This window comes from Ruegeria sp. AG1, assembly GCF_056541705.1.
In genome coordinates, this window is sequence record NZ_JBQFYU010000001.1 from 147,585 (window position 1) to 169,012 (window position 21,428).

The 21,428-nt window shown below is 59.0% G+C and carries 25 protein-coding genes; 11 read left to right on the forward strand and 14 right to left on the reverse strand.

The window, feature by feature from the left end; translation table 11 throughout:
- Positions 1–15: 15 nt before the first annotated feature.
- From ACR0B5_RS00680 to ACR0B5_RS00690, 3 genes are all read right to left on the reverse strand, one after another.
- Positions 16–1,083 carry a 5-(carboxyamino)imidazole ribonucleotide synthase gene (locus ACR0B5_RS00680; RefSeq protein WP_480537730.1) on the reverse strand — a complete coding sequence of 356 codons (1,068 nt, stop codon included), beginning with the start codon at positions 1,081–1,083 and terminating at the stop codon, positions 16–18.
- A complete protein-coding gene (gene purE, locus ACR0B5_RS00685) occupies positions 1,076–1,564 on the reverse strand; it encodes a 5-(carboxyamino)imidazole ribonucleotide mutase (RefSeq protein ID WP_170468304.1) in 489 nt (162 codons plus the stop codon). The genes ACR0B5_RS00680 and purE overlap by 8 nt, the downstream gene beginning before the upstream one ends.
- Before the next feature lie 396 nt (positions 1,565–1,960).
- Positions 1,961–2,185: a YdcH family protein gene (locus tag ACR0B5_RS00690; RefSeq protein WP_037308505.1), complete on the reverse strand. Its 225-nt coding sequence runs from the start codon at positions 2,183–2,185 to the stop codon at positions 1,961–1,963.
- A 163-nt stretch (positions 2,186–2,348) separates the two neighbouring features.
- On the opposite strand from ACR0B5_RS00690, the gene ACR0B5_RS00695 reads away from it, so the two are divergent.
- The 4 genes from ACR0B5_RS00695 (at position 2,349) to ACR0B5_RS00710 (ending at position 4,858) form a co-directional block, all read left to right on the forward strand.
- A complete protein-coding gene (locus ACR0B5_RS00695) occupies positions 2,349–2,762 on the forward strand; it encodes an Hsp20 family protein (RefSeq protein ID WP_480537732.1) in 414 nt (137 codons plus the stop codon).
- A gap of 5 nt (positions 2,763–2,767) precedes the next feature.
- Positions 2,768–2,992 (forward strand): DUF1150 family protein, encoded by a 225-nt coding sequence (locus ACR0B5_RS00700; protein WP_170374662.1) that lies wholly within the window; start codon positions 2,768–2,770, stop codon positions 2,990–2,992.
- Positions 2,993–3,101: 109 nt separating this feature from the next.
- Complete coding sequence (locus tag ACR0B5_RS00705) at positions 3,102–3,989, forward strand: PhzF family phenazine biosynthesis protein (protein ID WP_170689253.1); 888 nt, start codon at positions 3,102–3,104, stop codon at positions 3,987–3,989.
- Entirely contained in the window at positions 3,986–4,858 is an 873-nt protein-coding gene (locus ACR0B5_RS00710) for a glycosyltransferase family 10 (RefSeq protein ID WP_170689254.1), read from the forward strand. The genes ACR0B5_RS00705 and ACR0B5_RS00710 overlap by 4 nt, the downstream gene beginning before the upstream one ends.
- Here the strand turns inward: ACR0B5_RS00710 and ACR0B5_RS00715 are convergent.
- From ACR0B5_RS00715 to trxB, 4 genes are all read right to left on the reverse strand, one after another.
- Entirely contained in the window at positions 4,855–5,694 is an 840-nt protein-coding gene (locus ACR0B5_RS00715) for a hypothetical protein (RefSeq protein WP_480537735.1), read from the reverse strand. The genes ACR0B5_RS00710 and ACR0B5_RS00715 overlap by 4 nt on opposite strands.
- A gap of 137 nt (positions 5,695–5,831) precedes the next feature.
- Complete coding sequence (locus ACR0B5_RS00720) at positions 5,832–7,550, reverse strand: bifunctional sulfate adenylyltransferase/adenylylsulfate kinase (protein WP_480537737.1); 1,719 nt, start codon at positions 7,548–7,550, stop codon at positions 5,832–5,834.
- Positions 7,551–7,776: 226 nt separating this feature from the next.
- Positions 7,777–9,447 carry an adenylate/guanylate cyclase domain-containing protein gene (locus ACR0B5_RS00725; RefSeq protein WP_480537739.1) on the reverse strand — a complete coding sequence of 557 codons (1,671 nt, stop codon included), beginning with the start codon at positions 9,445–9,447 and terminating at the stop codon, positions 7,777–7,779.
- A gap of 79 nt (positions 9,448–9,526) precedes the next feature.
- Positions 9,527–10,468 carry a thioredoxin-disulfide reductase gene (gene trxB / locus ACR0B5_RS00730; protein WP_480537741.1) on the reverse strand — a complete coding sequence of 314 codons (942 nt, stop codon included), beginning with the start codon at positions 10,466–10,468 and terminating at the stop codon, positions 9,527–9,529.
- Positions 10,469–10,693: 225 nt separating this feature from the next.
- On the opposite strand from trxB, the gene ACR0B5_RS00735 reads away from it, so the two are divergent.
- Positions 10,694–11,194 carry an Lrp/AsnC family transcriptional regulator gene (locus ACR0B5_RS00735; RefSeq protein ID WP_170718841.1) on the forward strand — a complete coding sequence of 167 codons (501 nt, stop codon included), beginning with the start codon at positions 10,694–10,696 and terminating at the stop codon, positions 11,192–11,194.
- A 117-nt stretch (positions 11,195–11,311) separates the two neighbouring features.
- Here the strand turns inward: ACR0B5_RS00735 and ACR0B5_RS00740 are convergent, their stop codons facing one another.
- The 5 genes from ACR0B5_RS00740 to lgt form a co-directional block, all read right to left on the reverse strand.
- Entirely contained in the window at positions 11,312–12,094 is a 783-nt protein-coding gene (locus tag ACR0B5_RS00740; protein WP_480537743.1) for a Hint domain-containing protein, read from the reverse strand.
- A gap of 325 nt (positions 12,095–12,419) precedes the next feature.
- Complete coding sequence (locus ACR0B5_RS00745; protein WP_425085140.1) at positions 12,420–12,548, reverse strand: hypothetical protein; 129 nt, start codon at positions 12,546–12,548, stop codon at positions 12,420–12,422.
- 273 nt (positions 12,549–12,821) lie between these two features.
- Positions 12,822–13,580 (reverse strand): peptidoglycan editing factor PgeF, encoded by a 759-nt coding sequence (gene pgeF, locus ACR0B5_RS00750; protein WP_480537745.1) that lies wholly within the window; start codon positions 13,578–13,580, stop codon positions 12,822–12,824.
- On the reverse strand, positions 13,577–14,644 hold the full coding sequence (locus ACR0B5_RS00755; protein WP_480537747.1) for a class I SAM-dependent methyltransferase: 1,068 nt from the start codon (positions 14,642–14,644) through the stop codon (positions 13,577–13,579). The genes pgeF and ACR0B5_RS00755 overlap by 4 nt, the downstream gene beginning before the upstream one ends.
- The gene (gene lgt / locus ACR0B5_RS00760; protein ID WP_480537749.1) at positions 14,641–15,528 is read right to left on the reverse strand and encodes a prolipoprotein diacylglyceryl transferase; all 888 of its coding nucleotides are present in this window, start codon (positions 15,526–15,528) and stop codon (positions 14,641–14,643) included. Before lgt ends, ACR0B5_RS00755 begins: the two co-directional genes overlap by 4 nt.
- A 97-nt stretch (positions 15,529–15,625) precedes the next feature.
- Here lgt and ACR0B5_RS00765 point away from each other — a divergent pair, with 97 nt between their 5' ends.
- The 5 genes from ACR0B5_RS00765 (at position 15,626) to ACR0B5_RS00785 (ending at position 18,820) form a co-directional block, all read left to right on the forward strand.
- Complete coding sequence (locus ACR0B5_RS00765) at positions 15,626–15,874, forward strand: accessory factor UbiK family protein (RefSeq protein WP_050604795.1); 249 nt, start codon at positions 15,626–15,628, stop codon at positions 15,872–15,874.
- A gap of 310 nt (positions 15,875–16,184) precedes the next feature.
- Positions 16,185–16,685, forward strand: coding sequence for a type III secretion system chaperone family protein (locus ACR0B5_RS00770; RefSeq protein WP_170468281.1), 501 nt, complete (start codon positions 16,185–16,187; stop codon positions 16,683–16,685).
- A 38-nt stretch (positions 16,686–16,723) separates the two neighbouring features.
- Positions 16,724–17,539, forward strand: coding sequence for a pyrroline-5-carboxylate reductase (gene proC, locus ACR0B5_RS00775; protein ID WP_480537751.1), 816 nt, complete (start codon positions 16,724–16,726; stop codon positions 17,537–17,539).
- Positions 17,532–17,870, forward strand: coding sequence for a tRNA-binding protein (locus ACR0B5_RS00780; protein ID WP_419737671.1), 339 nt, complete (start codon positions 17,532–17,534; stop codon positions 17,868–17,870). The genes proC and ACR0B5_RS00780 overlap by 8 nt, the downstream gene beginning before the upstream one ends.
- Complete coding sequence (locus ACR0B5_RS00785) at positions 17,870–18,820, forward strand: 2-hydroxyacid dehydrogenase (protein WP_480537753.1); 951 nt, start codon at positions 17,870–17,872, stop codon at positions 18,818–18,820. Before ACR0B5_RS00780 ends, ACR0B5_RS00785 begins: the two co-directional genes overlap by 1 nt.
- Here the strand turns inward: ACR0B5_RS00785 and ACR0B5_RS00790 are convergent.
- A complete protein-coding gene (locus ACR0B5_RS00790) occupies positions 18,817–19,395 on the reverse strand; it encodes a thymidine kinase (RefSeq protein ID WP_480537755.1) in 579 nt (192 codons plus the stop codon). The two genes, ACR0B5_RS00785 and ACR0B5_RS00790, sit on opposite strands and share 4 nt — an antisense overlap.
- Positions 19,396–19,753: 358 nt before the next feature.
- On the opposite strand from ACR0B5_RS00790, the gene ACR0B5_RS00795 reads away from it, so the two are divergent.
- Positions 19,754–20,215: a hypothetical protein gene (locus ACR0B5_RS00795; protein WP_170374695.1), complete on the forward strand. Its 462-nt coding sequence runs from the start codon at positions 19,754–19,756 to the stop codon at positions 20,213–20,215.
- 87 nt (positions 20,216–20,302) lie between these two features.
- On the opposite strand, the gene ACR0B5_RS00800 is transcribed toward ACR0B5_RS00795, so the two are convergent.
- The gene (locus ACR0B5_RS00800) at positions 20,303–21,427 is read right to left on the reverse strand and encodes a beta-ketoacyl-ACP synthase III (RefSeq protein ID WP_419737674.1); all 1,125 of its coding nucleotides are present in this window, start codon (positions 21,425–21,427) and stop codon (positions 20,303–20,305) included.
- Between the last annotated feature and the right edge of the window lies 1 nt (position 21,428).

Consider the following 21,428-nt stretch of genomic DNA (forward strand, 5'->3'; position numbering starts at 1 on the left):
ACTGCGCGATTTCCCTCAGCGAGCGATGCGGTTGAAGTGGCCCATCTTCCGGCCCGGCTTGACCTCGGCCTTGCCATACAGGTGTAAGGCAACGTCCCGCTCCTGCGCTAGTTCCGGCACGCGGTCCATATCGTTGCCAATCAGGTTCTCCATCACAACGTCCGAGTGCCGCTGCCCGTCGCCCAACGGCCACCCGACCACGGCACGGATATGCTGCTCGAACTGGTCGACGGCGCAGCCATTCTGCGTCCAGTGACCCGAGTTATGCACCCGAGGTGCAATTTCGTTCACGATCAGGCCCGCGGGTGTGACGAACAGCTCTACCCCCATCACGCCCACATAGTCCAAAGCATTCAGGATGTTGGCCGCGAGCAGAACTGCATCCGTGCGCTGCGCCGGGCGCAGGCGGGCAGGGACCGTTGTTGTGTGCAGGATGCCGTCGCGGTGGACGTTTTCACCGGGGTCAAAGCAGGCGACCTGACCATCCAGCCCGCGGGCCGCGATGATCGAGACCTCGTGCGAGAACTCCACAAACCCCTCAAGGATCGCGGGCGCGCCCGCCATATCGGCCAGAGCAGTCTCGGCATCCTCAGGCGCACGCAGGCGGGCCTGACCTTTGCCGTCATAGCCGAACCGGCGGGTTTTCAGAATCGCGGGTGTCCCGATTTCCTCAATGGCCGTATTCAGGCTTGCCAGATCGGTGACGTCCGCAAAAGGTGCTGTGTTGAGGCTCAGACCTTGCAAGAAATTCTTCTCGGTCAACCGGTCCTGACTGACCCGTAGCGCCTCGCGTCCCGGACGGATTGGGCGGTGGGCTTCCAGCAGGTCCAGCGCCTCGGTTGGGATGTTCTCGAACTCGTAGGTGATAACATCGACTGAGTCGGCGAAGGCGCGCAGCGCGTCGGCGTCGTCATAGGACGCGGTTGTCACGCGGTTGGCCACTTGAGCGGCGGGTGGGTTCGCGCCCGGCTCAAAGACATGCGTCACAAACCCCAAGCGCGAGGCAGCGACCGACAGCATCCGGCCCAACTGGCCTCCGCCCAGGATTCCAATCCGGGCACCGGGTTGAAGAACGTCACTCATCAACTGGCTCCTCCGGAATCGAAGCGGACAGAGCCTCACGCCACGCGTCCAGCCGTTCGGCCAGCGCGCTGTCTTGTAAGGCCAGAATACCGGCCGCCATCAAGCCCGCATTGGCCCCACCGGCAGAGCCGATCGCCATGGTCGCCACAGGAAACCCTTTCGGCATCTGGACGATCGAATACAGCGAGTCGACACCCGACAACGCGCGCGTCTGAACCGGAACGCCGATCACGGGCACGCGGGTTTTCGACGCCATCATGCCGGGCAAATGTGCAGCCCCGCCAGCGCCTGCGATGATCACATGCAAACCGCGCGACGCGGCGGTCTTGCCGTAATCCCAAAGACGATCAGGCGTGCGGTGGGCCGAAACGATGCGTTTTTCATACGCGATGCCCAATTCATCCAAGATATTGGCGGCTTCTTTCATCGTGGGCCAATCCGATTGGCTGCCCATGATGATCCCCACTTTCACATCGCTCATCCGCTTGCGTCCCTGCCGTTCGAAAGAGCGCGCACTATAGCCAAATCCGACCATGTGGCAATGCAGTTTCCTGTCGCCCGGGCTTCAGTGTTTTGGAGATCGCCGCAAACCGTTCACCCAGCAAAACACACCTATAGATACGGCGGTCACACACATCGCCAGCATCAGAGGTTTTAGGACTAGATGAGCAGTAAGAAGGAAGCCTGATATTGGCATCCAAACGTTTGGAGCACCGCGCAAAGCTACGTAATTTTGTCCATCTTCGAAGCTATGGGCAACCACGACACCGCCAATTGCGAAATGCACGAGTATTGAAACAAGGAAAACACCCCAAAACGCATACAGAAATCGACCTGATGCCTTTTTTTAAAGCTTTCCATCCAATTGACTCTTATGTCAGGCGATGATGTCGGGGGTCAGGCGATCCTCGATCAGGCGGATGATGTCTTTCAGCCGCAGTTTCTGCTTTTTCAAGCGTTTGATCGTCAATTGATCGGATGTGCCGGTGGCCTGTAACGCCTCGATCGCCTCATCAAGATCCCGGTGCTGACGGCGAAAAACCTCCAGCTCAACCCGCAGAACTTCGTCGGTTTTCATGGAAAGGTCAGTGGGCGCGTTCATTGGCGACTCGGGCTTGTTGTGGTGCGTCCCCAACAAGATAGTGTGCAAGACGTTATCGCGCCAGACCTTGTGGACATCCGGGTTTCTTCCCATATTCTATCTTGTGCGGTTGCCAGAACGGGGCCGCCCAGAACGTCGCTTTGACATAAAAGGACGAGAACACGTGTCAAAACTTACCTTGGGCTCATACCCGCATTTGTTGGGGTTCGAGCAATTGGAACGCCTTCTGGAACGGTCTGCAAAGGCTGGCAACGAAGGATATCCGCCCTACAACATCGAACAAACCTCGGACTATTCCTACCGCATCACTCTGGCGGTGGCCGGGTTCGCGGAAGAGGATCTGTCGATCACCATCGAGGACCGCCAACTGGTGATCCGGGGCCGTCAACGCGACGACTGCGAGGGGCGCATCTTCCTGCATCGCGGCATTGCGGCGCGTCAATTCCAGCGCATGTTCGTGCTGGCCGACGGTGTCGAGGTGGGCGAGGCGATTATGGAGAACGGTCTGCTGCATGTGGATCTGACCCGCGCCGTGCCGGAAACCGTGGTGCAGACAATCAACATACGGAAGGGGTAAGAGCAATGAACACACCGATTGAAATCAACACCGAAGGCGATCGTATCGTCTATGTCAAAACGGTTGAGGTTGCCGATCTGCCCAGCGATCTGCGCGATCAGGCGGGTGATCTGGATCAACTGTACGCCGTGCATGACTCCGACGGGCAGCAATTGGCGCTTGTCGCCGACCGCAAGCTGGCCTTTGTGCTGGCCCGCGAGCATGATCTCTCGCCGGTGGCCGTTCACTGAACGGCCCCAGCCACACGCGTTTGCGCGTGACATTCCGCCCGACACCAGCGAAACATGCACAAGCTCCGGATCGCATCCGGGATGACATGTTCATGTAAGGAAACGCTGGATGAGCTGGTTCGATTTTGACTGGGTGGATGCCTTTACCGACAAAGCCTTTGGTGGAAATGGCTGCGCCGTAGTCCATGGCGCGGCCCACCTGTCGGATGAGGTCTGCATGGCCTATGTGCGCGAAACCTCTCTGGTTGAGTGTACCTTTACCGGCCCGTCGGATGTGGCCGATATCCGGGTGCGGTATTTTCTGGCCAGTCGTGAAATCCCCTTTGCCGGTCATCCGACCATCGCAACGGTCGAGGCACTTCGGTCGCGTGGTCTGGTTGAGGGCGACTCTCTGACTTTGGAAACCGGGGCGGGGCTTGTCGCTATTCGTCTGAACGGTGACGCGATAGAGATGACGCAGGTTGCGCCGGAATTTGGAGCACATGTTCCCGCCGATCTGGTTGCCAGCGCGATTTCGCTGCCCGAAGAGGCCATCATCTCTCCGCCGCGATTTGTCTCTACCGGGTTGCCGTTCTGTATCACGGTGCTGCGGGATCACGAAGCGTTACGCGCGGCGCGGTTGGCCGAAGGTCCTTTGCGCGAGGTGGCTGCATTAGCGGGATTTTCTGGTTCCGATATGGCAGAGCCGTTTTTGGTCAGCTTGCAGGGAGCGACGACACAAGGGGATACGTTCTCACGCCTGCTGCTGGCACCGCCCAGCCCACACGAGGACCCTTTCACAGGTTCTGCGACGGGCGCGATGGCGGCTTATCTTTGGAAATACGGGCTTATGGAGAAAGACCAATTCATCGCTGAACAGGGCCATGACATGGGGCGTCCGGGGCAGGCAACGGTGACGCGCGTCGGCCCAAGCGATGCCATGACCGGGATCAAGGTGGCGGGGCAAGGCTATGTTCTGATGCGCGGACAGGTCGACTTGCCTGAGACGGATCAATGACCCAATCGATTGCTGTTTTACCCTACGGCCACCGTCTGGGCCCGAAACTGGCCGAGGTGCCTCTGTCCGAGCTGATCTGGCACGAGGGCTGCCCGGATCGTTTGCTGGGTAAAACGGTCGGGGACCTCGCGCCGACAGATCATCTGATCATGTATCCCAATTCGACGGTCCATTGGCGGTTGCGGCGTGGCACGAAGGCGCGAATTTCGCTGATGATGGGCGAGCCTTCGGCCATCCACGCCAAACATGACCGACAGCTGCGCCTGACATGGCGGCGGTTCTTTAGGGTGTTCACCTTTCACGACGTTCTACTGGAAAACCTGCCCAATGCTGTGTTTCTGCCCTATGGCGTGACCATGGTGCCGGACTGGCAGGAGCTACAGGCTGAGAAGGTCAAATCCTGTTCGCTGATCGCCTCGGCCAAGCGGGACCTCGTGGGCCACCAGCTACGCCATGACGTTATAGATTGGATCCGCGAAACCGGGGCCGATGTGGACATCATGGGGCGGGGATACACGCCTTTCGATCAGAAATCGGATGGTTTGGCCCCTTACCGCTATTCGGTCGTAATCGAGAATGTTCGAGAGCGGAATTACTTCTCGGAGAAACTGATCGACTCGATCCTCTGCGCAACGGTCCCGATTTACTGGGGTTGCCCGAATATCGGGGATTTCATGGAGACTTCTGGGATGATCCTCTGCGAGACACAGGCAGATATACAGCAAGCGATTCAGTCTGCATCCGAAGAAGACTATGCCCAGCGTCTGCCCCATCTGAAGGCGACTCAGGACGCAGCTGCAGATTACGGTCAGTTCGAAGAACGCGCCGTGCGCGCTCTGCGGCATGAGCTATCGGGCGCGTCCGGTTAAAACCCCATCCAAGCCATCGGTGCGATTGGGTTGTCTTGTGGGTCAATCCCGTGACGCGCGCATAGCGTGCTGAGAAACGATCCCCGCACCGGCAGGCCCGCAGTCTGTTGGGCCATGAATTTCTTCTGATGCCCAAAGACATGCACGGAATGTACCCCATCTCGTTCAATAGTGGATGGGGGCACACGAGGGTCGTGTAGCTTCCAAAGCGCCTCATTCGCCAGGGGGTAGAAGGTATCGGCGGGCAGGGTGTGGATGTCCTCTCCGGTCTCACGCAGAAAATGCCCTAGCGCCTTGGGGCCGGAGCATCCCCATGGCAGCGCCTCGATCCCCCAGGTCTCGCCCTCCGCGATACGCTGCTCGTTGCGCCTGCGTAGCTTGGCCCCGCGCCAGGGTTGGGTCGGGTTGGCCGAGGTGACAAATGCCAGCATCTGCGCAAGCGTCTGGGACTCTTGCGGCAGGCGCAGCACTCCATTGGGAAACTTGCCGGATTGAGAGGGCGCAAAGACATAAGGGGAGGCAAAATCGAAAGGCTTCAAACAGAGCGCATCCAGATCAACCCAGACGAAATCTGTACGTTCCAATAGTTTCAGCCTGAAGATGTCGGAAAAAACCGCAACGCCCAGCCGATCTTCGGGCCGTAACGCGAAAGGGGCGGGCCACAGTATCTCGGACGTGTGCCGCAGGTCGACGCCAGGCGGGATATTCGCGATGTCATGCGCCGCATAAAGGGTGAAGGAATGGCCGTGGTCCAGATAGGATTGAATACACAGCGCCTCGAGCCAGCTGAGATCGGAGCCAAACCAGAAGCTGGCGATTTGAGGAAGGGGGTGCATCGTGGATGGGCCGTACCGAACTTGACTGGGCTGAATGCATCAAGGCCAGGCATCTTTGTCAATCTCGGTCGTTGGTTCGCACGAAAAACGGCCCCCGGTGACCGGAGGCCGTTTCCAATCTGGTTTAGCTCAACCGCTTAGTTCGCAGCGATCAGGCCCATGCTCTCGAGCTTCAGCAGAACCTGATGGGCGCAGTTGTCGACTTCGACATTCTCGGTCTCGACGCTCAGTTCAGGGTTCTGAGGCACGTCATAAGGGTCTGAGATGCCCGTGAACTCTTTGATCTTGCCTTCGCGGGCAAGCTTATAGAGGCCCTTCCGGTCGCGGCGTTCGCATTCCTCGATGCTGGTGGCCACGTGAACCTCGCAGAAGGCACCGAACTGTTCGATCTCTTCGCGCACGGCCCGACGAGTGGTCGCATAAGGAGCAATCGGCGCACAGATGGCGATTCCGCCGTTCTTGGTGATCTCGGAGGCGACATAGCCAATGCGGCGGATGTTCAGATCGCGGTGTTCCTTCGAGAAGCCAAGCTCGGACGACAGGTTTTTACGCACGATGTCACCATCCAGCAGCGTCACGGGGCGGCCGCCCATCTCCATCAGCTTGACCATAAGCGCGTTGGCGATGGTGGATTTACCCGAACCCGAAAAGCCGGTGAAGAACACGGTAAAGCCCTGCTGGCTGCGTGGTGGTTTGGTTTTGCGCAACTCGGCCACGACCTCGGGGAAGCTGAACCATTCGGGGATTTCCAGTCCTTCGGCCAAACGGCGGCGCAGTTCGGTGCCCGAGATGTTCAGGATCGTGACATTGTCCTTGTCGAGGATCTCGTCATTCGGTTCGTACTGGGCGCGTTCCTGCACATAAACCATGTGCTTGAAGTCGACCATCTCAACGCCGATTTCATCTTGGTATTTGCGGAACAGATCCTGCGCGTCATAGGGGCCGTAGAAATCTTCACCTTGGCTGTTCTTGCCAGGGCCAGCATGGTCGCGGCCAACGATGAAATGGGTGCAGCCGTGGTTGGCGCGGATCAGACCATGCCAAACGGCCTCACGTGGGCCAGCCATGCGCATCGCCAGGTTAATCAGCGACATCGAGGTGGTCGAGGCCGGGTATTTGTCCAGCACCGCCTCATAGCAGCGCACGCGGGTGAAGTGGTCCACGTCGCCCGGTTTGGTCATGCCGACAACCGGATGGATCAGCAAGTTGGCCTGCGCCTCTTTCGCGGCGCGGAAGGTCAGTTCCTGATGGGCGCGGTGCAGTGGGTTGCGGGTTTGGAACGCAACTATGCGGCGCCAGCCTAGCTTGCGGAAATAGGCGCGCAGCTCGTTCGGAGTATCTCTGCGGCCACGGAAATCATAGTGAACGGGCTGCTGAATGCCGACAACGGGACCGCCCAGATAGACCTTGCCTGCCACGTTATGCAGGTAGTTGACGGCCGGGTGCGCGTCGTCATCCGCGCCAAAGACCTTCTCGGCCTCGCGCGATTTGTCAGGGGTCCAGCGGTCGGTCACGGTCATGGTGCCGAGGATCACACCCTCTTGGTCGCGCAGGGCAATATCTTGGCCCAGCTCGATGCTTTCGGCGAATTCTTCGCTCACATCCAGTGTGATCGGCATCGGCCACAGCGTGCCGTCAGCCAAACGCATGTTCTCGACCACGTTGTCGTAGTCGGCTTCGCTCAGGAACCCTTTCAGCGGGTTGAAGCCGCCATTCATCAGCAGTTCCAGATCGCAGATCTGGCGCGGAGACAGGTCATGGCTGGTCAGATCCGCTGCCTCAACCTTCAGCTTCTGGGCCGAGTCATAAGAGACGTAGAGTTCGGGAATGGGGGCGAGATTGCTTAACATTGTCATCGGAATTCTCTTGTCGATGTGATGATGCGCCAGTGTGATTTTGGCATTTGAAACGGCATGTGCCCCGCCACTGAGTCAGAGTCCACAGGGTCAGATAAAACTAAGGAGGATATGAGCGGTTTTTCTTGTGATTGGAAGAATTTTCCAATTCGGCGGAAAACGGGCGATCAAAGTTCCGGCAATCTAGCGCAAACGTGCCACAGTAAGTATGCGTGTTCCTGTTGTCTCAGGCCTTTTCAAGTTCCGAAGCGCGGAGCACTGGCAGGGCTGGAACAGGCTCGGACACGCCGCGCAGTCTGAAGGGTTGGATGCGATCGTCCGAGATGTCCATCTCGGCGGCCTGTAGCAGCTCGGCCGACACCAGAAGCTCAACCCCCAGCGGTTTTGTTTCAGCCTCAAGCCGGCTGGCGACGTTCACCGCGTCCCCGATGATGGTTTGCGCGGCATGACCGGCCGCGCCAATTTCCCCAAGCACCAGATCGCCCAGATGCAGCCCCATGCCGATGCGGATATGCGGGCTGTCTTCGGATGAAAGCTGTCGGTTAAACTGTTCCAGCGCATGGCTGATCTCAATTGCCGCTTTCAGACCGGCGCGGGCGGAATGCTGGGGGTCGGGCTTGTCAAAAACCGCCAGCAGCCCATCCCCCATGTATTTGTCGACGACCCCGCCCTGAGAGGTGATCGAAGGCACAATCGCGTCAAAGAACCGGTTTAGCAGGAACACGATGTCATATGGCAATTGCCCCGCGGTGCGGGCGGTAAAGCCGCGCATGTCCAGAAACAGCACGGCCAACTGACGTTCCTGCCCCTGACTTGCATGAGCCCGGTCGTGCTTGCCGTCGGGACGGAAAACCCGAAAGACCTTTACCGGCTCGGTCGGGCGCATCTGACAGGCCAGGCGCGTCTGGGCCGAGGCCCCTACGGCGGCCAGACTGCGGGCTTCGATTTCGCTGGGCGGGGGCAGGTGATCTCCACCATCCTCAACGATCACGCGGCAGGTGGTGCAGCGGCCCTTGCCGCCACATAGGGCGGCATGCGGAATTCCGTTGGCCTGAGACATCTCAAGCAGCGTCATGCCCTTCTCGGCAAAAACCTCGGGGCCACGGGCATAGGTCACCTGTACAGAGTGCCGACGACGCCACAGCTTGCGGCCAAGATAGAAGGCCGCCGTGGCCCCGAGCGCGGCCCAAAACCCCGTCATGGCGTTGTCTTCGACGCGGAACATGGCCTCGAAGGCCTCGGCCGAGGGCCAGTTATAGTGTTCGATATATTGTTCGCGCAGGAAGTCATCGGAAAAATCGGCCCAGATCCGGCGCCCCTCGGTCAGCACACCGGCCAAGGCGAAACAGGGGACAAAGACCGCAATACCGATCAGGTAGGGCAGGGTCTTGCCCCACCACGTGGTCAGCCGCAGCCACATGTGCAACCCGATGCAGCCATGTACCCACACGATCAGCAAAAGCAGGCTTTGCATCCAAATAGCAGAGCTTGGCCACATCAGGATGATGATATAACCCATTTCGTCATTCACATCGTAGATCTCATGCGCGTATCGCGTGTGAATAATGTGGACGATCAGCTGGATCGGGATCAGCAGCCCCAGCACGATTTGCAGGGCTGAGGTGAACGGCATGCGCAGGGTCCGTCGCTGTATGATCGACGTTAGCGCAAGGCCCGAGTGCACGATCAGCGCAAGGTAGAGAAGCGCGCTCATGGCGTCGTGGCGGGTTACGGCCTTTCGACCATCTTGCATGCCATGCAGATAGTCGGTGTGAAACAGGCCTAGGCCGATGTTCAGAAAGTGGAAGAAGGCAAAGACAAAAAGGACCAGCCCGCTGCCGATCCTAAGCCGGGTTGACCACCCGCCACGCCAAAGAGCGTTGTCCGTTGTGACCACGCGCGACCCTCATGTTTTGCACCAGTGTGAGGCCGCGCGGGGACAGGGTCAAGCCGGTGTGACCTGACCCGGTGGCCCCTCAGTCCTGTTCGGCCAGAAAGCGTTCGGCATCCAGGGCGGCCATGCAGCCCATGCCTGCGCTTGTGACGGCCTGACGGTAGATGTGATCTGTCAGGTCACCGGCTGCGAAAACGCCCGGAACCGAGGTCTCGGTCGATCCCGGCTTTGTCACGACATAGCCGCCCATATGGGTTTCCAGCGTGTCCTTGACCAATTCATTGGCTGGGGCATGGCCGATGGCGACAAAAACGCCCTTGCACGGGATCTCAGAGACCTCGCCTGTTTTCACGTTCTTGACACGCACGCCTTCGACGCCCAGGGGCGCGTCGGTCCCGATGACCTCGTCCAGTTCGTGGAACCAGAGCGGTTCGATCTTTTCATTCTTCATCAGGCGATCTTGTAGGATCTTTTCCGCCCGCAACTCGTCGCGGCGGTGGATCAGGGTCACCTTGCTGGCGAAATTGGTGAGGAAAAGCGCTTCTTCCACGGCGGTGTTGCCACCACCGACTACAACGATCTCTTGCCCGCGATAAAAGAACCCGTCGCATGTCGCGCAGGCCGAGACGCCGAAGCCTTTGAATTTCTCTTCCGACGGCAGGCCAAGCCATTTGGCCCGCGCGCCGGTTGCGAGAATGACCGCGTCAGCGGTGTAAACCGTGCCGCTATCCCCTTTTGCGGTGAACGGACGTGTCGAGACATCCAGATCACTGATGATATCGCCGATGACCTCACAGCCCATTGCCTTGGCGTGGTCCTGCATGCGGACCATCAGATCGGGGCCTTGTACCTCGGTATCGCCGGGCCAGTTTTCGACCTCGGTGGTGGTTGTCAGCTGGCCGCCGGGCTCGATCCCTTGCACCAGAATGGGTTCCAGCATCGCGCGGCTTGCATAAACCCCGGCTGTATAGCCTGCGGGCCCCGACCCGATGATCAGAACCTTGGTGTGTCGTGTGTCGGCCATGGTACCCTCGCTCGAACTGCCTGAATTGGGCCTTTTACCCGTCGCAAGGATATAGCGATGGGCGGGCACGGCTTAAAGCCCCTTCATGAAGGGAACCTGATATGCCTTATCGGAATGACCCTGCGCAAATGAGCGATTTGAAAACAAAGAAAATTGCGCAGCTGCGAAACATTATTGCGCGTGGGCTGGGTGCTGATATAAGAACCGAAAAATCAGGAGCGTTTTATGGTCACGACCCGGCTGGATGAAATTGATCGCAAGATTCTGGCGGAATTGCAGGCGGACGGTCGCATGACCAACGTGGAACTGGCCAAAAGGGTCGGTATCTCGGCCCCTCCGTGCCTGCGCCGCGTGCGCACGTTGGAGGAATCGGGTTATATCACCGGCTACCACGCCGAGGTGAACGCCCGCGAGCTTGGGTTCGAGGTTCAAGTCTTTGCGATGGTTGGATTGGACAGCCAGGCAGAATCGGAACTCAGCGCGTTCGAGGCGCAATGCGGAAAATGGCCGCTGGTCCGTGAGTGCCACATGCTGAACGGCGAGGTCGACTTCATCCTGAAATGCGTCGCGCCCGACCTCAGCAGTTTTCAGCAGTTCCTGACCGGAGAATTACTGACCACGCCAAACGTGGCCAGCGTCAAGACATCGCTTGTTATCCGCGGCGCAAAAGACGAGCCAGGCGTCCCGTTCGATGTATTGGAAGACCGAATGAACCGTTCGGCGTAAACCACATCCGTCGTGTTTCTGTCGGGCAGGGTGGCAGCATAGCCACCACCGCCAGGGTCAAAGCCCATCCTATCAAAATCTGCATAAAGCCCCCACTCTGCAGTACTCTTTAACACTTCACGCCGATATCGCGTCGATCTCTCCGTCTCCGGCGCGCGGCATAAGCAACGGGCCAAAATCGTTCAACGATTCGATATGCGCGAACAGGTTCAGATAGATCGACCGTAACGAATGGCTGATCATGCGAACCGCATTAGCACCTGGATGATAGGTTTCAAAGGGCAAGCCGTCTACACGGATGACCGAGTGTTTTTCCAGGCAAATGTGAAACAATTCTACCGGAGTTGGAGGCATTGTTTCCACAACACCCATTCCGTCCTGAAATTCGGCGACAGGCGTCAGAATCGGTGACCCGCCATGCAGGCGCCGCAAATGGGCTGGCGTGCCAAGCAGGCGCGCGGCAGGTCCGGCAATCACGCCGGACATTGGCTTTTGCATGCCAAATGTATCAGCCATGATGCGGGTCAACGGACGGGTGCGCCCGCGGGAGTCCTCGCGGCCCGGTATCAGCGTCACCGAGCCCTTCCACAAAACGGTCTCGGAGGTCCCATCCTGCGTCAGTACCGTGTCGCCGGGCAGCAGGTCTTCGATCGCCATGGGCCCTTGTTCGGTTTCCACAAGCGACCCCCGTGAGAAGGCGCAAAAGGCGTCCTCGAACATAGGCAGGGCAGGTGCGATATGCCGGGTTTGCGCAATGTCTCCGTTTTTGAGCAGAGCGCTCACTTCGTAACGACGCAGCTGGGCTTTCTGTTTTGTAGTCGACCGCGGAGTGTCGCGGAGCAATGCCGAGGTTTCGACAGCATTTCTGGCAGCAATGGCCAGTGATTTTGGAATAGTCATAAATATTCCGTTCCTTTTAGAACCGGATCAGACGGGGCATACCCCCATGCAGGCCCATCTGTCGGTTCGGTTCTTTGTCTTGAAATAAATGGGTAACCCCTGGGCACCGGCGATGGCCGCAGCGCACAGCGAAGCAATTTCGCATTCCATTGGTCAATCCATTGACCCCCCAGACAAACTCGTACTGCGTGGGCGAAAATGCCCACAAACACGCTCCGAACTCAGGATGCAGTTTTTGTTGCATCCCACGCACATCGGACCGGAGCACTACCCGGTGCGCGTCTACCAAATGGAACCGGCAGCTTGGTTCCGTTGGCTTTCTGTTTCAGCGTTGCGTCGCGAGACGGCGTGCAACCCTGACAGAATGGCTTGAAACTCGCTTCCATGGCATGTCCAGTTTCGGGTCCTGTGCGGCCTGAATGACCGCGCTGAGAAAGCGAGATTTCTGTTTCATTTTCTGGTCCTGCTCGATCGGAGGTCTGAGCCTCATTCAGTGTGTGTAGACTTAATGTGCCGCAGGTTTGCGGCAGGGATAAGGCTTAACCGGGATCAAAAACGGACAAAAAATAAAGGTTGGCGGTTCCTCTGTTCGAGGTGCCAGCATTCATTTGTCGGCAAAGACAGATAACCTTCTGAGTACTGGCACAAAATTCACTACGATTCTGTGTCAGGTAAACACAATAAATGTGGCGGAAAGGTGGCGGTTTTGCCTTAATTGGGACCTAATCTACAATCTGATCGCCGAAATCAACCGCCCGTAATCCGCCTCTTTGGCGTGTGTTGTCCGGCGGTACGAATAAAAGCGATCCGGATCGGAATAAGTACAGTGCCGGGTCCATTCTGCCTGCCCAACACCCGCTTGACGCAGTTTATGCAGACCAAAGGCTGGCAAATCAAATTGCATCCGGTCCTCGGTGCCATTGGCGAAGAATCGGCTGTTTTCTGGAGACTCCGCCATGAACGCATCCAAAAACTCGGGGCCGACCTCATAGGCCGCCTGCGAAATGGATGGCCCGATCACGGCACGCGTGTTTTCGCGCGTGGCCCCCAGTGCTTCCATCGCGTCCAATGTGGCCTCCAACACGCCGTCCAAAGCGCCACGCCAGCCAGCATGGGCGGCGCCGATCACGTTCGCGTCAGGGTCGCAGAAAAGCACGGGCTGGCAGTCCGCGGTCAGAATTGTCAGAGCCAACCCGGGCGTGGCGGTCACAAGCGCATCCGCTTTGGGCTTGTCACCCGCAAGGGGCGCATCCACCGTCAGCACATCGGGCGAATGAACCTGATGAATACCAACCAGCGCCTCTGGCGTGACATCCATTGCGTCAGCAACCCGTCGGCGATTCAGGGCGACGATCTCGGTCTGATCGGATGATCCATAACCGCAGTTCAATCCCGCGAAGACGCCCGAGGATGCGCCGCCTCTACGGCTGAAAAAGCCGTGTTTTACGGGGGCCAGCATATCCGACGTGAGAATTTCCAAGGTCATGGTTCAAGTCCCGGTGGAGGCGCAGCTTGGGGCGGGTAGAGGCCCAGCACTTTGAACAGATTTCCCATTTCATCGGGATGCGTCAACCGGCGATGTGCGGCCACCAGTTCATCAAGCTTGGAGCCGCCTATACCCTTGGCCAGAGCCTGTGCACGAGCGGTGATTCCCAGACGTTCCAGAAAAATACCCTGTGGTGTCAGGCGGGTATGAGCACAGCCTGCCGCCTTTGCTGCCAGCGCCAGGGGCTCAAAATCCACATGCGCGGTCAGGTCTGCCTGACCGGGGGTTTGCAGAGGGTCCACACGCTCATGCGCCTTTAGGGCCTGAAGCGTATCGCCAAGCGAGCGCCAGTCACCATAGTCCACAATCAGAGCGGCCCCTCCGTTCTGCGCGATTCGGCTGGCGATGATGGTTAGAATCGGAATGGCAGGCGCGCAGAGTTCGACGAGATCCCCGTTTCGCGTATCGGACAGACGGTCCTGTAGCGCCGCTTGTGGTCCGGCCGGGCCAAGGCCAAAACTCAGCGCGCCATCGGCCTCTCCGATCAATCGTTCGCGCCAAGCAGGGCCGTCGCGCAGGAATTGGCGGATGGGGAGCGCGTCAAAGAACTCATTCGCCACCAGAAACACCGGCAAGTCCGGCAATTCCGCCACATCGCTGATCCACTGCGGGTTGTGATCTTTCAGGGTTGCCTTTTGCACGTTGCGGAGCGTTTCCGAGGCTTCCAGCAGAACAACCTTGGCCGCCGCATGGAAACCGGGTACCGAGCGGGTCGCCCGCAGGATATCCGCCATCAGCGTACCGCGACCCGGTCCGAGTTCGGCGAGCGCAAACGTGGATGGCTGCCCCTGATCCATCCAGCTTTGCGCCAGTGATAGGCCGATCAACTCGCCGAACATCTGACTGATTTCCGGTGCAGTTGTGAAGTCCCCCTGCGCGCCGAACGGATCGCGCGTTGAGTAATAGCCCAAAGTTGGGTTTAGCAGGCATTCGGTCATGTAGTCGGCCAGCGTCATCGGGCCGTCTTGCCGGATTCGGGCGATCAGAAGATCGTGCAGGCTCATGCCGTTCGCCGGACGCGCAGGGCGAACCATAGCCCAAGAGCGATCATCGGCAGGGACAGGATTTGCCCCATTGTTAGGCCGTAGCCGCCGATATGCCACGCCAGCCCAAGCGGGTTGCCGGGCGAGATGAACTGCGCGTCGGGCTGCCGGACAAACTCGACCACGAAGCGGGACGCCCCGTAGCCTGCCAGGAAAACACCCATGATCAGGCCGGGTTTCCGGAACGCGCCGCGCCGATAGGCCAACCAAAGAAGGACTGCGCCCAATAGGACACCCTCTAGCGCGGCTTCGTATAGCTGCGAGGGGTGACGGGCACACATACCGGCCACGACGCCTGGGCAGTCCTGCGCTGCGAAGCCGGGAAAAATCACGGCCCATGGCAGCTCGCTTGGTCGGCCCCAAAGCTCGGCGTTGATGAAATTGGCAAGCCGCCCCAGCAACAGGCCGGGCGGGACGGTGTAGGCCACCAAATCGCCTAGCGACAGGGTCGGAATGTTGTGACGGCGACCATAGAGGTATGAGGCGACGATCACCCCCAGCAGCCCGCCGTGAAAGGCCATGCCGCCTTGCCAGACCTTCAGGATATCCGCCGGATGCGACAGGTAGTAGGCCGGTTGATAAAACAGCACAAAACCCAGCCGGCCGCCCAAAATCACACCGATAATGATCCAGGTCAGCAGGTCATCCAGCTGCTCTGGCTTCATGGGTGGCGTCTCATTGCGCCAAAGGGCCGGACGCCGCAGGGCCATCACGGCCAGACGCCAGGCAATCAAAATGCCGACAATATAAGCCAGCGCGTACCACCTGAGCGCGAATTCTATCCCGAACAATGGGATCGAGAACAGCTCGGGCGACAGATCGGGGAAATTCAGAACAGCCTGCATGTGCGTCTCATTGCCCGGGGTTTGCAGGGCAAGTCAACCTTGAGCCTGCGCCATTCCTTCCCCATATAGGATACAACCGCGATTTCGGAGAAAAGCCATGCAAACCCGCAACAAGATCCTCGACGACGTTTCACAGCTGATGACCAACGCCATGGGAGTGGCGCAGGGCGCACGCGAAGAGGCCGAGAATGCGATGAAGTCGATGATCGACCGTTGGCTGGCCGACCGCGATTTCGTAACGCGTGAAGAATTCGACGCTGTTCGCGCCATGGCCCAAAAGGCCCGTGAAGAGAACGCCGCGCTTGAGGCGCGTATCGCCGCGCTTGAGGCGAAACTGGACAAATAACGCCCATTTCCAAATTTTGAAGACAAGTTTAGCGCCGCGCAATCCAAGGTCGGGTTGTGCGGTGTTGTGTATCATGCCGCCTTGCAGAAATTAATCAAGACAAAGCTGCACAAGACGCCAATATTTTGATCGTCGTTGCCGACTGTCCACAACTTATTGCTGTTGTCCCCAAGAAATGGGGTTGTCAGACACCCTCTCGCGGCGCACCATATTTGGTGCAGGCCTAAGGGGGAAGCCCGGCTTGTAGAGCAGGCAACTAGCGCTGGGGCGCTGCCAGCCCCGAAATGCTAGAGAGTAGTGAGGTGGCATTATGGCCCTTTCCGAGCAGTTTCTCGAAGAAGACCTTCATCCAATCGATATTGTTGAACATCTGGCCGAACATCACGACTGGGATTTTGACCGCATCGGTGACGATCAGATCGCCATGGCCGTCGAAGGACAGTGGCGAACCTATTCGATCACGTTGGCCTGGTCCAACTATGACGAAACGCTGCGCATGGTTTGCTCATTCGAGATGGAGCCTCCGGCCGAGCGTGAGAGTGAGCTGTATGAGCTGCTCAACAAAATGAATGATCAGTGCTGGGCGGGCGCGTTCACCTATTGGGCGAACCAGAAGCTGATGGTCTATCGCTACGGCCTGGTTCTGGCCGGTGGTCAGACCGCAAGCCCCGATCAGATCGACACGATGATCAACGCCGCGGTGTTGAGCGCCGAGCGCTACTACCCGGCGATTCAGCTGGTCACCTGGGGCAATCGCGATCCGGAAGAGGCGATGCAAGTCGCCATTGCAGAGGCCTACGGCCGAGCGTAAACCTTTGCCCTGAACCGTTGAATAGGGGAGGGGCACAGATGGACATGTCGCGCGTGGCCGAGCAGGGCCTTGTGTTATTGGGTTGCGGAAAGATGGGATCCGCGATGTTGGCGGGTTGGCTGGATCACGGTCTGCCCGCCGCTTCCGTTTGGGTGATTGATCCTTACCCCTCGGACTGGCTGAAAGCGCAGGGCGTCAACATCAACACGCCACTGCCCGAATCCACCGCAGTCGTGTTGGTGGCCGTCAAACCGCAAATGATGGGTGAGGCGCTGCCTGCGATCCAGACTCTCGGTGGCGGTGGCAGCCTGTTCGTTTCCGTTGCAGCGGGCACCTCGATTGCAACGTTCGAAGACGTGCTGGGCGAAGGCACCCCGATTGTGAGGGCAATGCCGAACACACCGGCGGCGATCCGTCAGGGTATCACGGCGATGATCGGCAACGCACATGTGTCCGGTGACGATTTGGACCTCGCGGAAAACTTGCTGTCGGCGATAGGCGAGACCGTGCGTCTGTCGGACGAGGCTCAGATAGATGCGGTCACCGGGGTTAGCGGTTCTGGCCCGGCCTATGTATTCCACTTGATCGAAACGCTGGCCGCCGCAGGGCAGGCGCAGGGTCTGCCGCATGAGCTGGCCATGAAACTTGCGAAATCCACGGTAGCAGGTGCCGGTGCCTTGGCCATGGCCGCCGAGGAAGACCCCTCGCAGCTGCGGGTCAACGTGACCTCGCCCAATGGCACTACACAGGCCGCGTTAGAGGTTCTGATGCACGAAGCAGAGGGTTTCCCGAATCTACTGCACCGGGCCGTCAAGGCTGCGACCGACCGTTCCAAGGAGTTGGGCCGTGAGTGAGATTTCCTTCGACGACTTCCTGAAAGTCGACATCCGCGTCGGTGAGGTCATCCGCGCCGAGCCCTATCCCGAAGCCCGCAAGCCCGCGATCAAGATGTGGATCGATTTCGGCGACGAAATTGGTGAGCGCAAGACCTCGGCCCAGATCACCGCGCATTACGATCCGTCGACGCTGATCGGCAAACAGGTGATGGCTGTGATCAACTTCCCGCCGCGCCAGATCGGGAAATTCATGTCCGAGGTTCTGGTGCTGGGCCTGCCGGATGAAAAAGGTGAGATCGTGTTGATCGGCCCGGATGGCAAAGTCCCCGTTGGCGGAAGGATGCACTGATGAAACTCTGGATCACGCGCTCGATGACTTCAGCGGTCGAAGAACGGGCAGCCGCGGAGTTCGATGTTGAGATTCGCCCCGCAACCACTTCGCTTTCCGAGGATGAGATGGTGAGGGCGTTGCAGGAGTATGACGTGGTTGTGCCCACTCTGGGCGACCTATTCTCGGCGCAGATCTTCGCCAAAGTGCCCGAGCCGCGCTGCAAGCTGTTGGCCAATTTCGGCGTCGGCTACAATCACATCAATGTCGAGGCCGCGCGCGCCTTGGGCATTGCCGTCACCAACACGCCCGGAGCGGTCACAGATGCGACCGCCGATATCGCCATGACCTTGCTCCTCTCGACCGCGCGGCGCGCGGGTGAGGGGGAGCGTTTGGTGCGGGCTGAACACTGGCAGGGTTGGCATCCCACCCAGATGCTGGGGCATCATGTCACCGGCAAGCGGGTCGGCATCGTAGGCATGGGCCGCATCGGCCAAGCCATCGCGCGGCGCTGTCACCTCGGGTTCGGCATGCAGGTCGCTTATCAATCCCGCAGTGCCAAGCAGCTGGATTTTGAGGCCGAGTTCATCCCCGATCTCTCGGCACTTGCGGCCTCGGTCGATTTTCTGGTTCTGGCCGTTCCGGGCGGGGCAGAAACGCGCCATCTGATCAATGCCGCAGTGCTTGAGGCCATGAACCCCTCGGCCATTCTGGTAAACATCGCGCGGGGTGAGGTGGTAGATGAGGCCGCTCTGATCAGCGCGCTGCAAGCAGGGCAGATCGCCGGGGCCGGGCTGGATGTCTACGAGTTCGAGCCGGCCGTGCCAAAGGCACTGCGCGAGATGCAGAACGTCACCCTGCTGCCGCATCTGGGCACCGCCACCGAAGAGGTTCGGACCGGAATGGGGCATATGGCTCTGGACAATGTGGCCGCCTTCGTCGCCGGGCATGACCTGCCGAATCCGGTCTAGTCGCCGACCGCCTCGCGCCAGTGTTTACGGCAGAGCGAGACATAGGTCTCGTTCCCGCCGATCTGAACCTGAGCACCCTCGGTGATGGCGCGGCCGCTCTCGTCCTGCCGAATCACCATCGTGGCCTTGCGTCCGCATTCGCAGATGGTGCGGACCTCGCGCATCTCATCGGCCAAGGCCAGCAGGGCGGCTGAGCCGGGGAAGAGTTTGCCCTGGAAGTCTACCCTTAGGCCATAAGCCAGCACCGGGAGCTTCAGGTCATCCACGGCGCGGGCCAGTTGCCAAACCTGATCCTCGGACAGGAACTGGGCCTCGTCCACAAAGACACAGGCGATCTGATCGGCCTTCTGGCGCTTTTCGATCATGGCAAAAACGTCATCGTCTGGGCGGAAGGTATCGGCTTCTTCGGAAATCCCGATACGCGAGGCGATCCGCCCCACACCGGCGCGCCCGTCCACGGCAGCGGTCATCAGATAGGTCTTCATGCCGCGCTCACGGTAATTGTGCGAGGCCTGCAGCAATACGGTCGATTTGCCCGCATTCATGGTCGAGTAGTTGAAATACAGTTTAGCCATGCGGCGGGTCTAAAGCGCCGACGCCAATCGAACAACCCATCAATCTTTCAGGGGGAAGCGACGTCGCCGTTACCATTGCAGAGGCCGAGCAGATGCTCTTTGGGGATGGAACCTTGCGCATGCAACAGCGACGCCATCGGTCAACATGTGACCAAAACGGAGTGAGGCTGAACAATATTGCCTCACGATTACTCATTACCGGCACTGAACGGCCGCCACTCACTCACAAAACCCTCGCATATCTGAGGGATAGTCAATTTATGGCATTTCAATTATGACTCGGTTATGGGAAATTTCCCTATGCTTTCCCCCAAAACGGATAGAAGGGGCGGCGCGTGCAGGTAGCAAAGGTAGAACTATGGCAGATATCGGGGCCTATCTTAAGAAACACACCGAAGCCTTGGTGAAAGATGTCGGGATCGAAGCCGCGTGTGAGATCACGGGCAAATCCAAGGCGACGCTCGGCCGCTACTATTCGGATAATTCGGAGCACGCGGATCGGTTCATGCCCGTTGACGCAGTGGCACGGCTAGAGAATGCGGCTAACTATCCGCATGTTACCTCGGCGCTGGCGGACCTGAAGAACATCACTCTGTCCTACGGGGATCGCAACACGGATTCTCCGCGTACAGGTGGCGTAAACGCTGATGTCATCGCCCTGAGCCAGCGGTTTGCCATGCTGATGACCGAGTATCAGGCGGCCATCGAAGACGGGATCATCACCGTCAACGAAGCCAAGCGCCTGCTGAAGGAAACCAGCCTTTTGCAGCAGGTTCTGATTGAGATGAAACTGCATCTCGAAGAAGAAAGCGTCAGTTAAAAGCTGGCATCGGGCGCCTTTTGGACGTCGTTGTTTGAACGCACTGACTGCGCTGCCACCTGACGGCTTCTCCAATACAGCGTCGGATCAGGATTTCCGTTTCACGATGACGGACCCAACCGAATAGCCAGCCCCGAACGAGCAGATCAGCCCGATATCCCCGTCCTCAAGGTCGTCGGAGTATTTGGAGAAGGCGATAATCGACCCGGCTGAGGAGGTGTTGGCATAATCCTGCAAGATGTTGGGTTGCTCACCCGCCTCGGGCACACGTCCAAGGACCTTCTTGCCGATGAAATCGTTCATGGTCTTGTTGGCCTGATGCAGCCACAGGCGTGTCAGGTCGTCGCTGCTGATGCCCTCGGCCTCCATGTGGTCGCTGATATGCTGGCTGACCATGGGGAGCACTTCCTTGAAGACCTTGCGCCCGTTCTGCATGAACTGCATGTCGCGCCGGTCGATCATCCCATCAGGTCGTGAGCGGCGTAGAAAGCCGTTATTGTTGCGGATATTGTTCGAGAAACTCGTGGCGCAGCGGGTCGACAGGACCTCAAAATGCGGGCCTTGCGCGTCTTCGATGCGTTCGATCAGGGTGGCCGTGGCCACGTCGCCGAAGATGAAATGACAATCCCGGTCGCGCCATTCCAGGTGGCCCGAGCAGATCTCGGGGTTCACCACCAATGCGGCCCGAACCGAACCCGACCGCACCATATCCGCCGCCGCCTGAATGCCAAATGTGGCCGAGGAACAGGCGACATTCATGTCAAAACCAAAGCCATTGATGCCCAGAGCCTGCTGTATCTCGATGGCGATGGCCGGGTAGGCGCGTTCGTGGTTCGACGCCGCGCAGATCACCAGATCGACATCTGCCGCTGTCCGACCAGCCTGCGCCAGAGCTTTGTTGCAGGCATCCACCGCCATTTCGGTCATGATCCCCGGCTCGTCATCGCTGCGCTGGCGCAAAGCGGGGTGCATGGTGTCGGGGTCCAGCACGCCGGATTTATCCATCACATAGCGGTTTTCGATGCCGGACGCCTTGACGATGAACTCCTCGGAGGAATGCTGCATCGGCTCCATCTGCCCGGCCTCGATTGCCTGGGCGTTCTCTGCATTCACCTTGTCGGCATAGGCGTTGAAGGCTTGCACCAGCTCGGCATTGGTGATGACGTTTTCCGGCGTGAAAACGCCTGTACCGGTGATTGCAGGGATATACATG

What these genes read in the sequence shown, in the direction of transcription:
- ACR0B5_RS00680 (WP_480537730.1), bottom strand. Translation starts at nt 1,083, where the DNA reads ATGAGTGACGTTCTTCAACCCGGTGCCCGGATTGGAATCCTGGGCGGA.
- purE (WP_170468304.1), bottom strand. Translation starts at nt 1,564, where the DNA reads ATGAGCGATGTGAAAGTGGGGATCATCATGGGCAGCCAATCGGATTGG.
- ACR0B5_RS00690 (WP_037308505.1), bottom strand. Translation starts at nt 2,185, where the DNA reads ATGAACGCGCCCACTGACCTTTCCATGAAAACCGACGAAGTTCTGCGG.
- ACR0B5_RS00700 (WP_170374662.1), top strand. Translation starts at nt 2,768, where the DNA reads ATGAACACACCGATTGAAATCAACACCGAAGGCGATCGTATCGTCTAT.
- ACR0B5_RS00705 (WP_170689253.1), top strand. Translation starts at nt 3,102, where the DNA reads ATGAGCTGGTTCGATTTTGACTGGGTGGATGCCTTTACCGACAAAGCC.
- ACR0B5_RS00710 (WP_170689254.1), top strand. Translation starts at nt 3,986, where the DNA reads ATGACCCAATCGATTGCTGTTTTACCCTACGGCCACCGTCTGGGCCCG.
- ACR0B5_RS00715 (WP_480537735.1), bottom strand. Translation starts at nt 5,694, where the DNA reads ATGCACCCCCTTCCTCAAATCGCCAGCTTCTGGTTTGGCTCCGATCTC.
- ACR0B5_RS00720 (WP_480537737.1), bottom strand. Translation starts at nt 7,550, where the DNA reads ATGACAATGTTAAGCAATCTCGCCCCCATTCCCGAACTCTACGTCTCT.
- trxB (WP_480537741.1), bottom strand. Translation starts at nt 10,468, where the DNA reads ATGGCCGACACACGACACACCAAGGTTCTGATCATCGGGTCGGGGCCC.
- ACR0B5_RS00735 (WP_170718841.1), top strand. Translation starts at nt 10,694, where the DNA reads ATGGTCACGACCCGGCTGGATGAAATTGATCGCAAGATTCTGGCGGAA.
- ACR0B5_RS00740 (WP_480537743.1), bottom strand. Translation starts at nt 12,094, where the DNA reads ATGACTATTCCAAAATCACTGGCCATTGCTGCCAGAAATGCTGTCGAA.
- ACR0B5_RS00745 (WP_425085140.1), bottom strand. Translation starts at nt 12,548, where the DNA reads ATGAAACAGAAATCTCGCTTTCTCAGCGCGGTCATTCAGGCCGCACAG.
- pgeF (WP_480537745.1), bottom strand. Translation starts at nt 13,580, where the DNA reads ATGACCTTGGAAATTCTCACGTCGGATATGCTGGCCCCCGTAAAACAC.
- ACR0B5_RS00755 (WP_480537747.1), bottom strand. Translation starts at nt 14,644, where the DNA reads ATGAGCCTGCACGATCTTCTGATCGCCCGAATCCGGCAAGACGGCCCG.
- lgt (WP_480537749.1), bottom strand. Translation starts at nt 15,528, where the DNA reads ATGCAGGCTGTTCTGAATTTCCCCGATCTGTCGCCCGAGCTGTTCTCG.
- ACR0B5_RS00765 (WP_050604795.1), top strand. Translation starts at nt 15,626, where the DNA reads ATGCAAACCCGCAACAAGATCCTCGACGACGTTTCACAGCTGATGACC.
- ACR0B5_RS00770 (WP_170468281.1), top strand. Translation starts at nt 16,185, where the DNA reads ATGGCCCTTTCCGAGCAGTTTCTCGAAGAAGACCTTCATCCAATCGAT.
- proC (WP_480537751.1), top strand. Translation starts at nt 16,724, where the DNA reads ATGGACATGTCGCGCGTGGCCGAGCAGGGCCTTGTGTTATTGGGTTGC.
- ACR0B5_RS00785 (WP_480537753.1), top strand. Translation starts at nt 17,870, where the DNA reads ATGAAACTCTGGATCACGCGCTCGATGACTTCAGCGGTCGAAGAACGG.
- ACR0B5_RS00790 (WP_480537755.1), bottom strand. Translation starts at nt 19,395, where the DNA reads ATGGCTAAACTGTATTTCAACTACTCGACCATGAATGCGGGCAAATCG.
- ACR0B5_RS00795 (WP_170374695.1), top strand. Translation starts at nt 19,754, where the DNA reads ATGGCAGATATCGGGGCCTATCTTAAGAAACACACCGAAGCCTTGGTG.
- ACR0B5_RS00800 (WP_419737674.1), bottom strand. Translation starts at nt 21,427, where the DNA reads ATGTATATCCCTGCAATCACCGGTACAGGCGTTTTCACGCCGGAAAAC.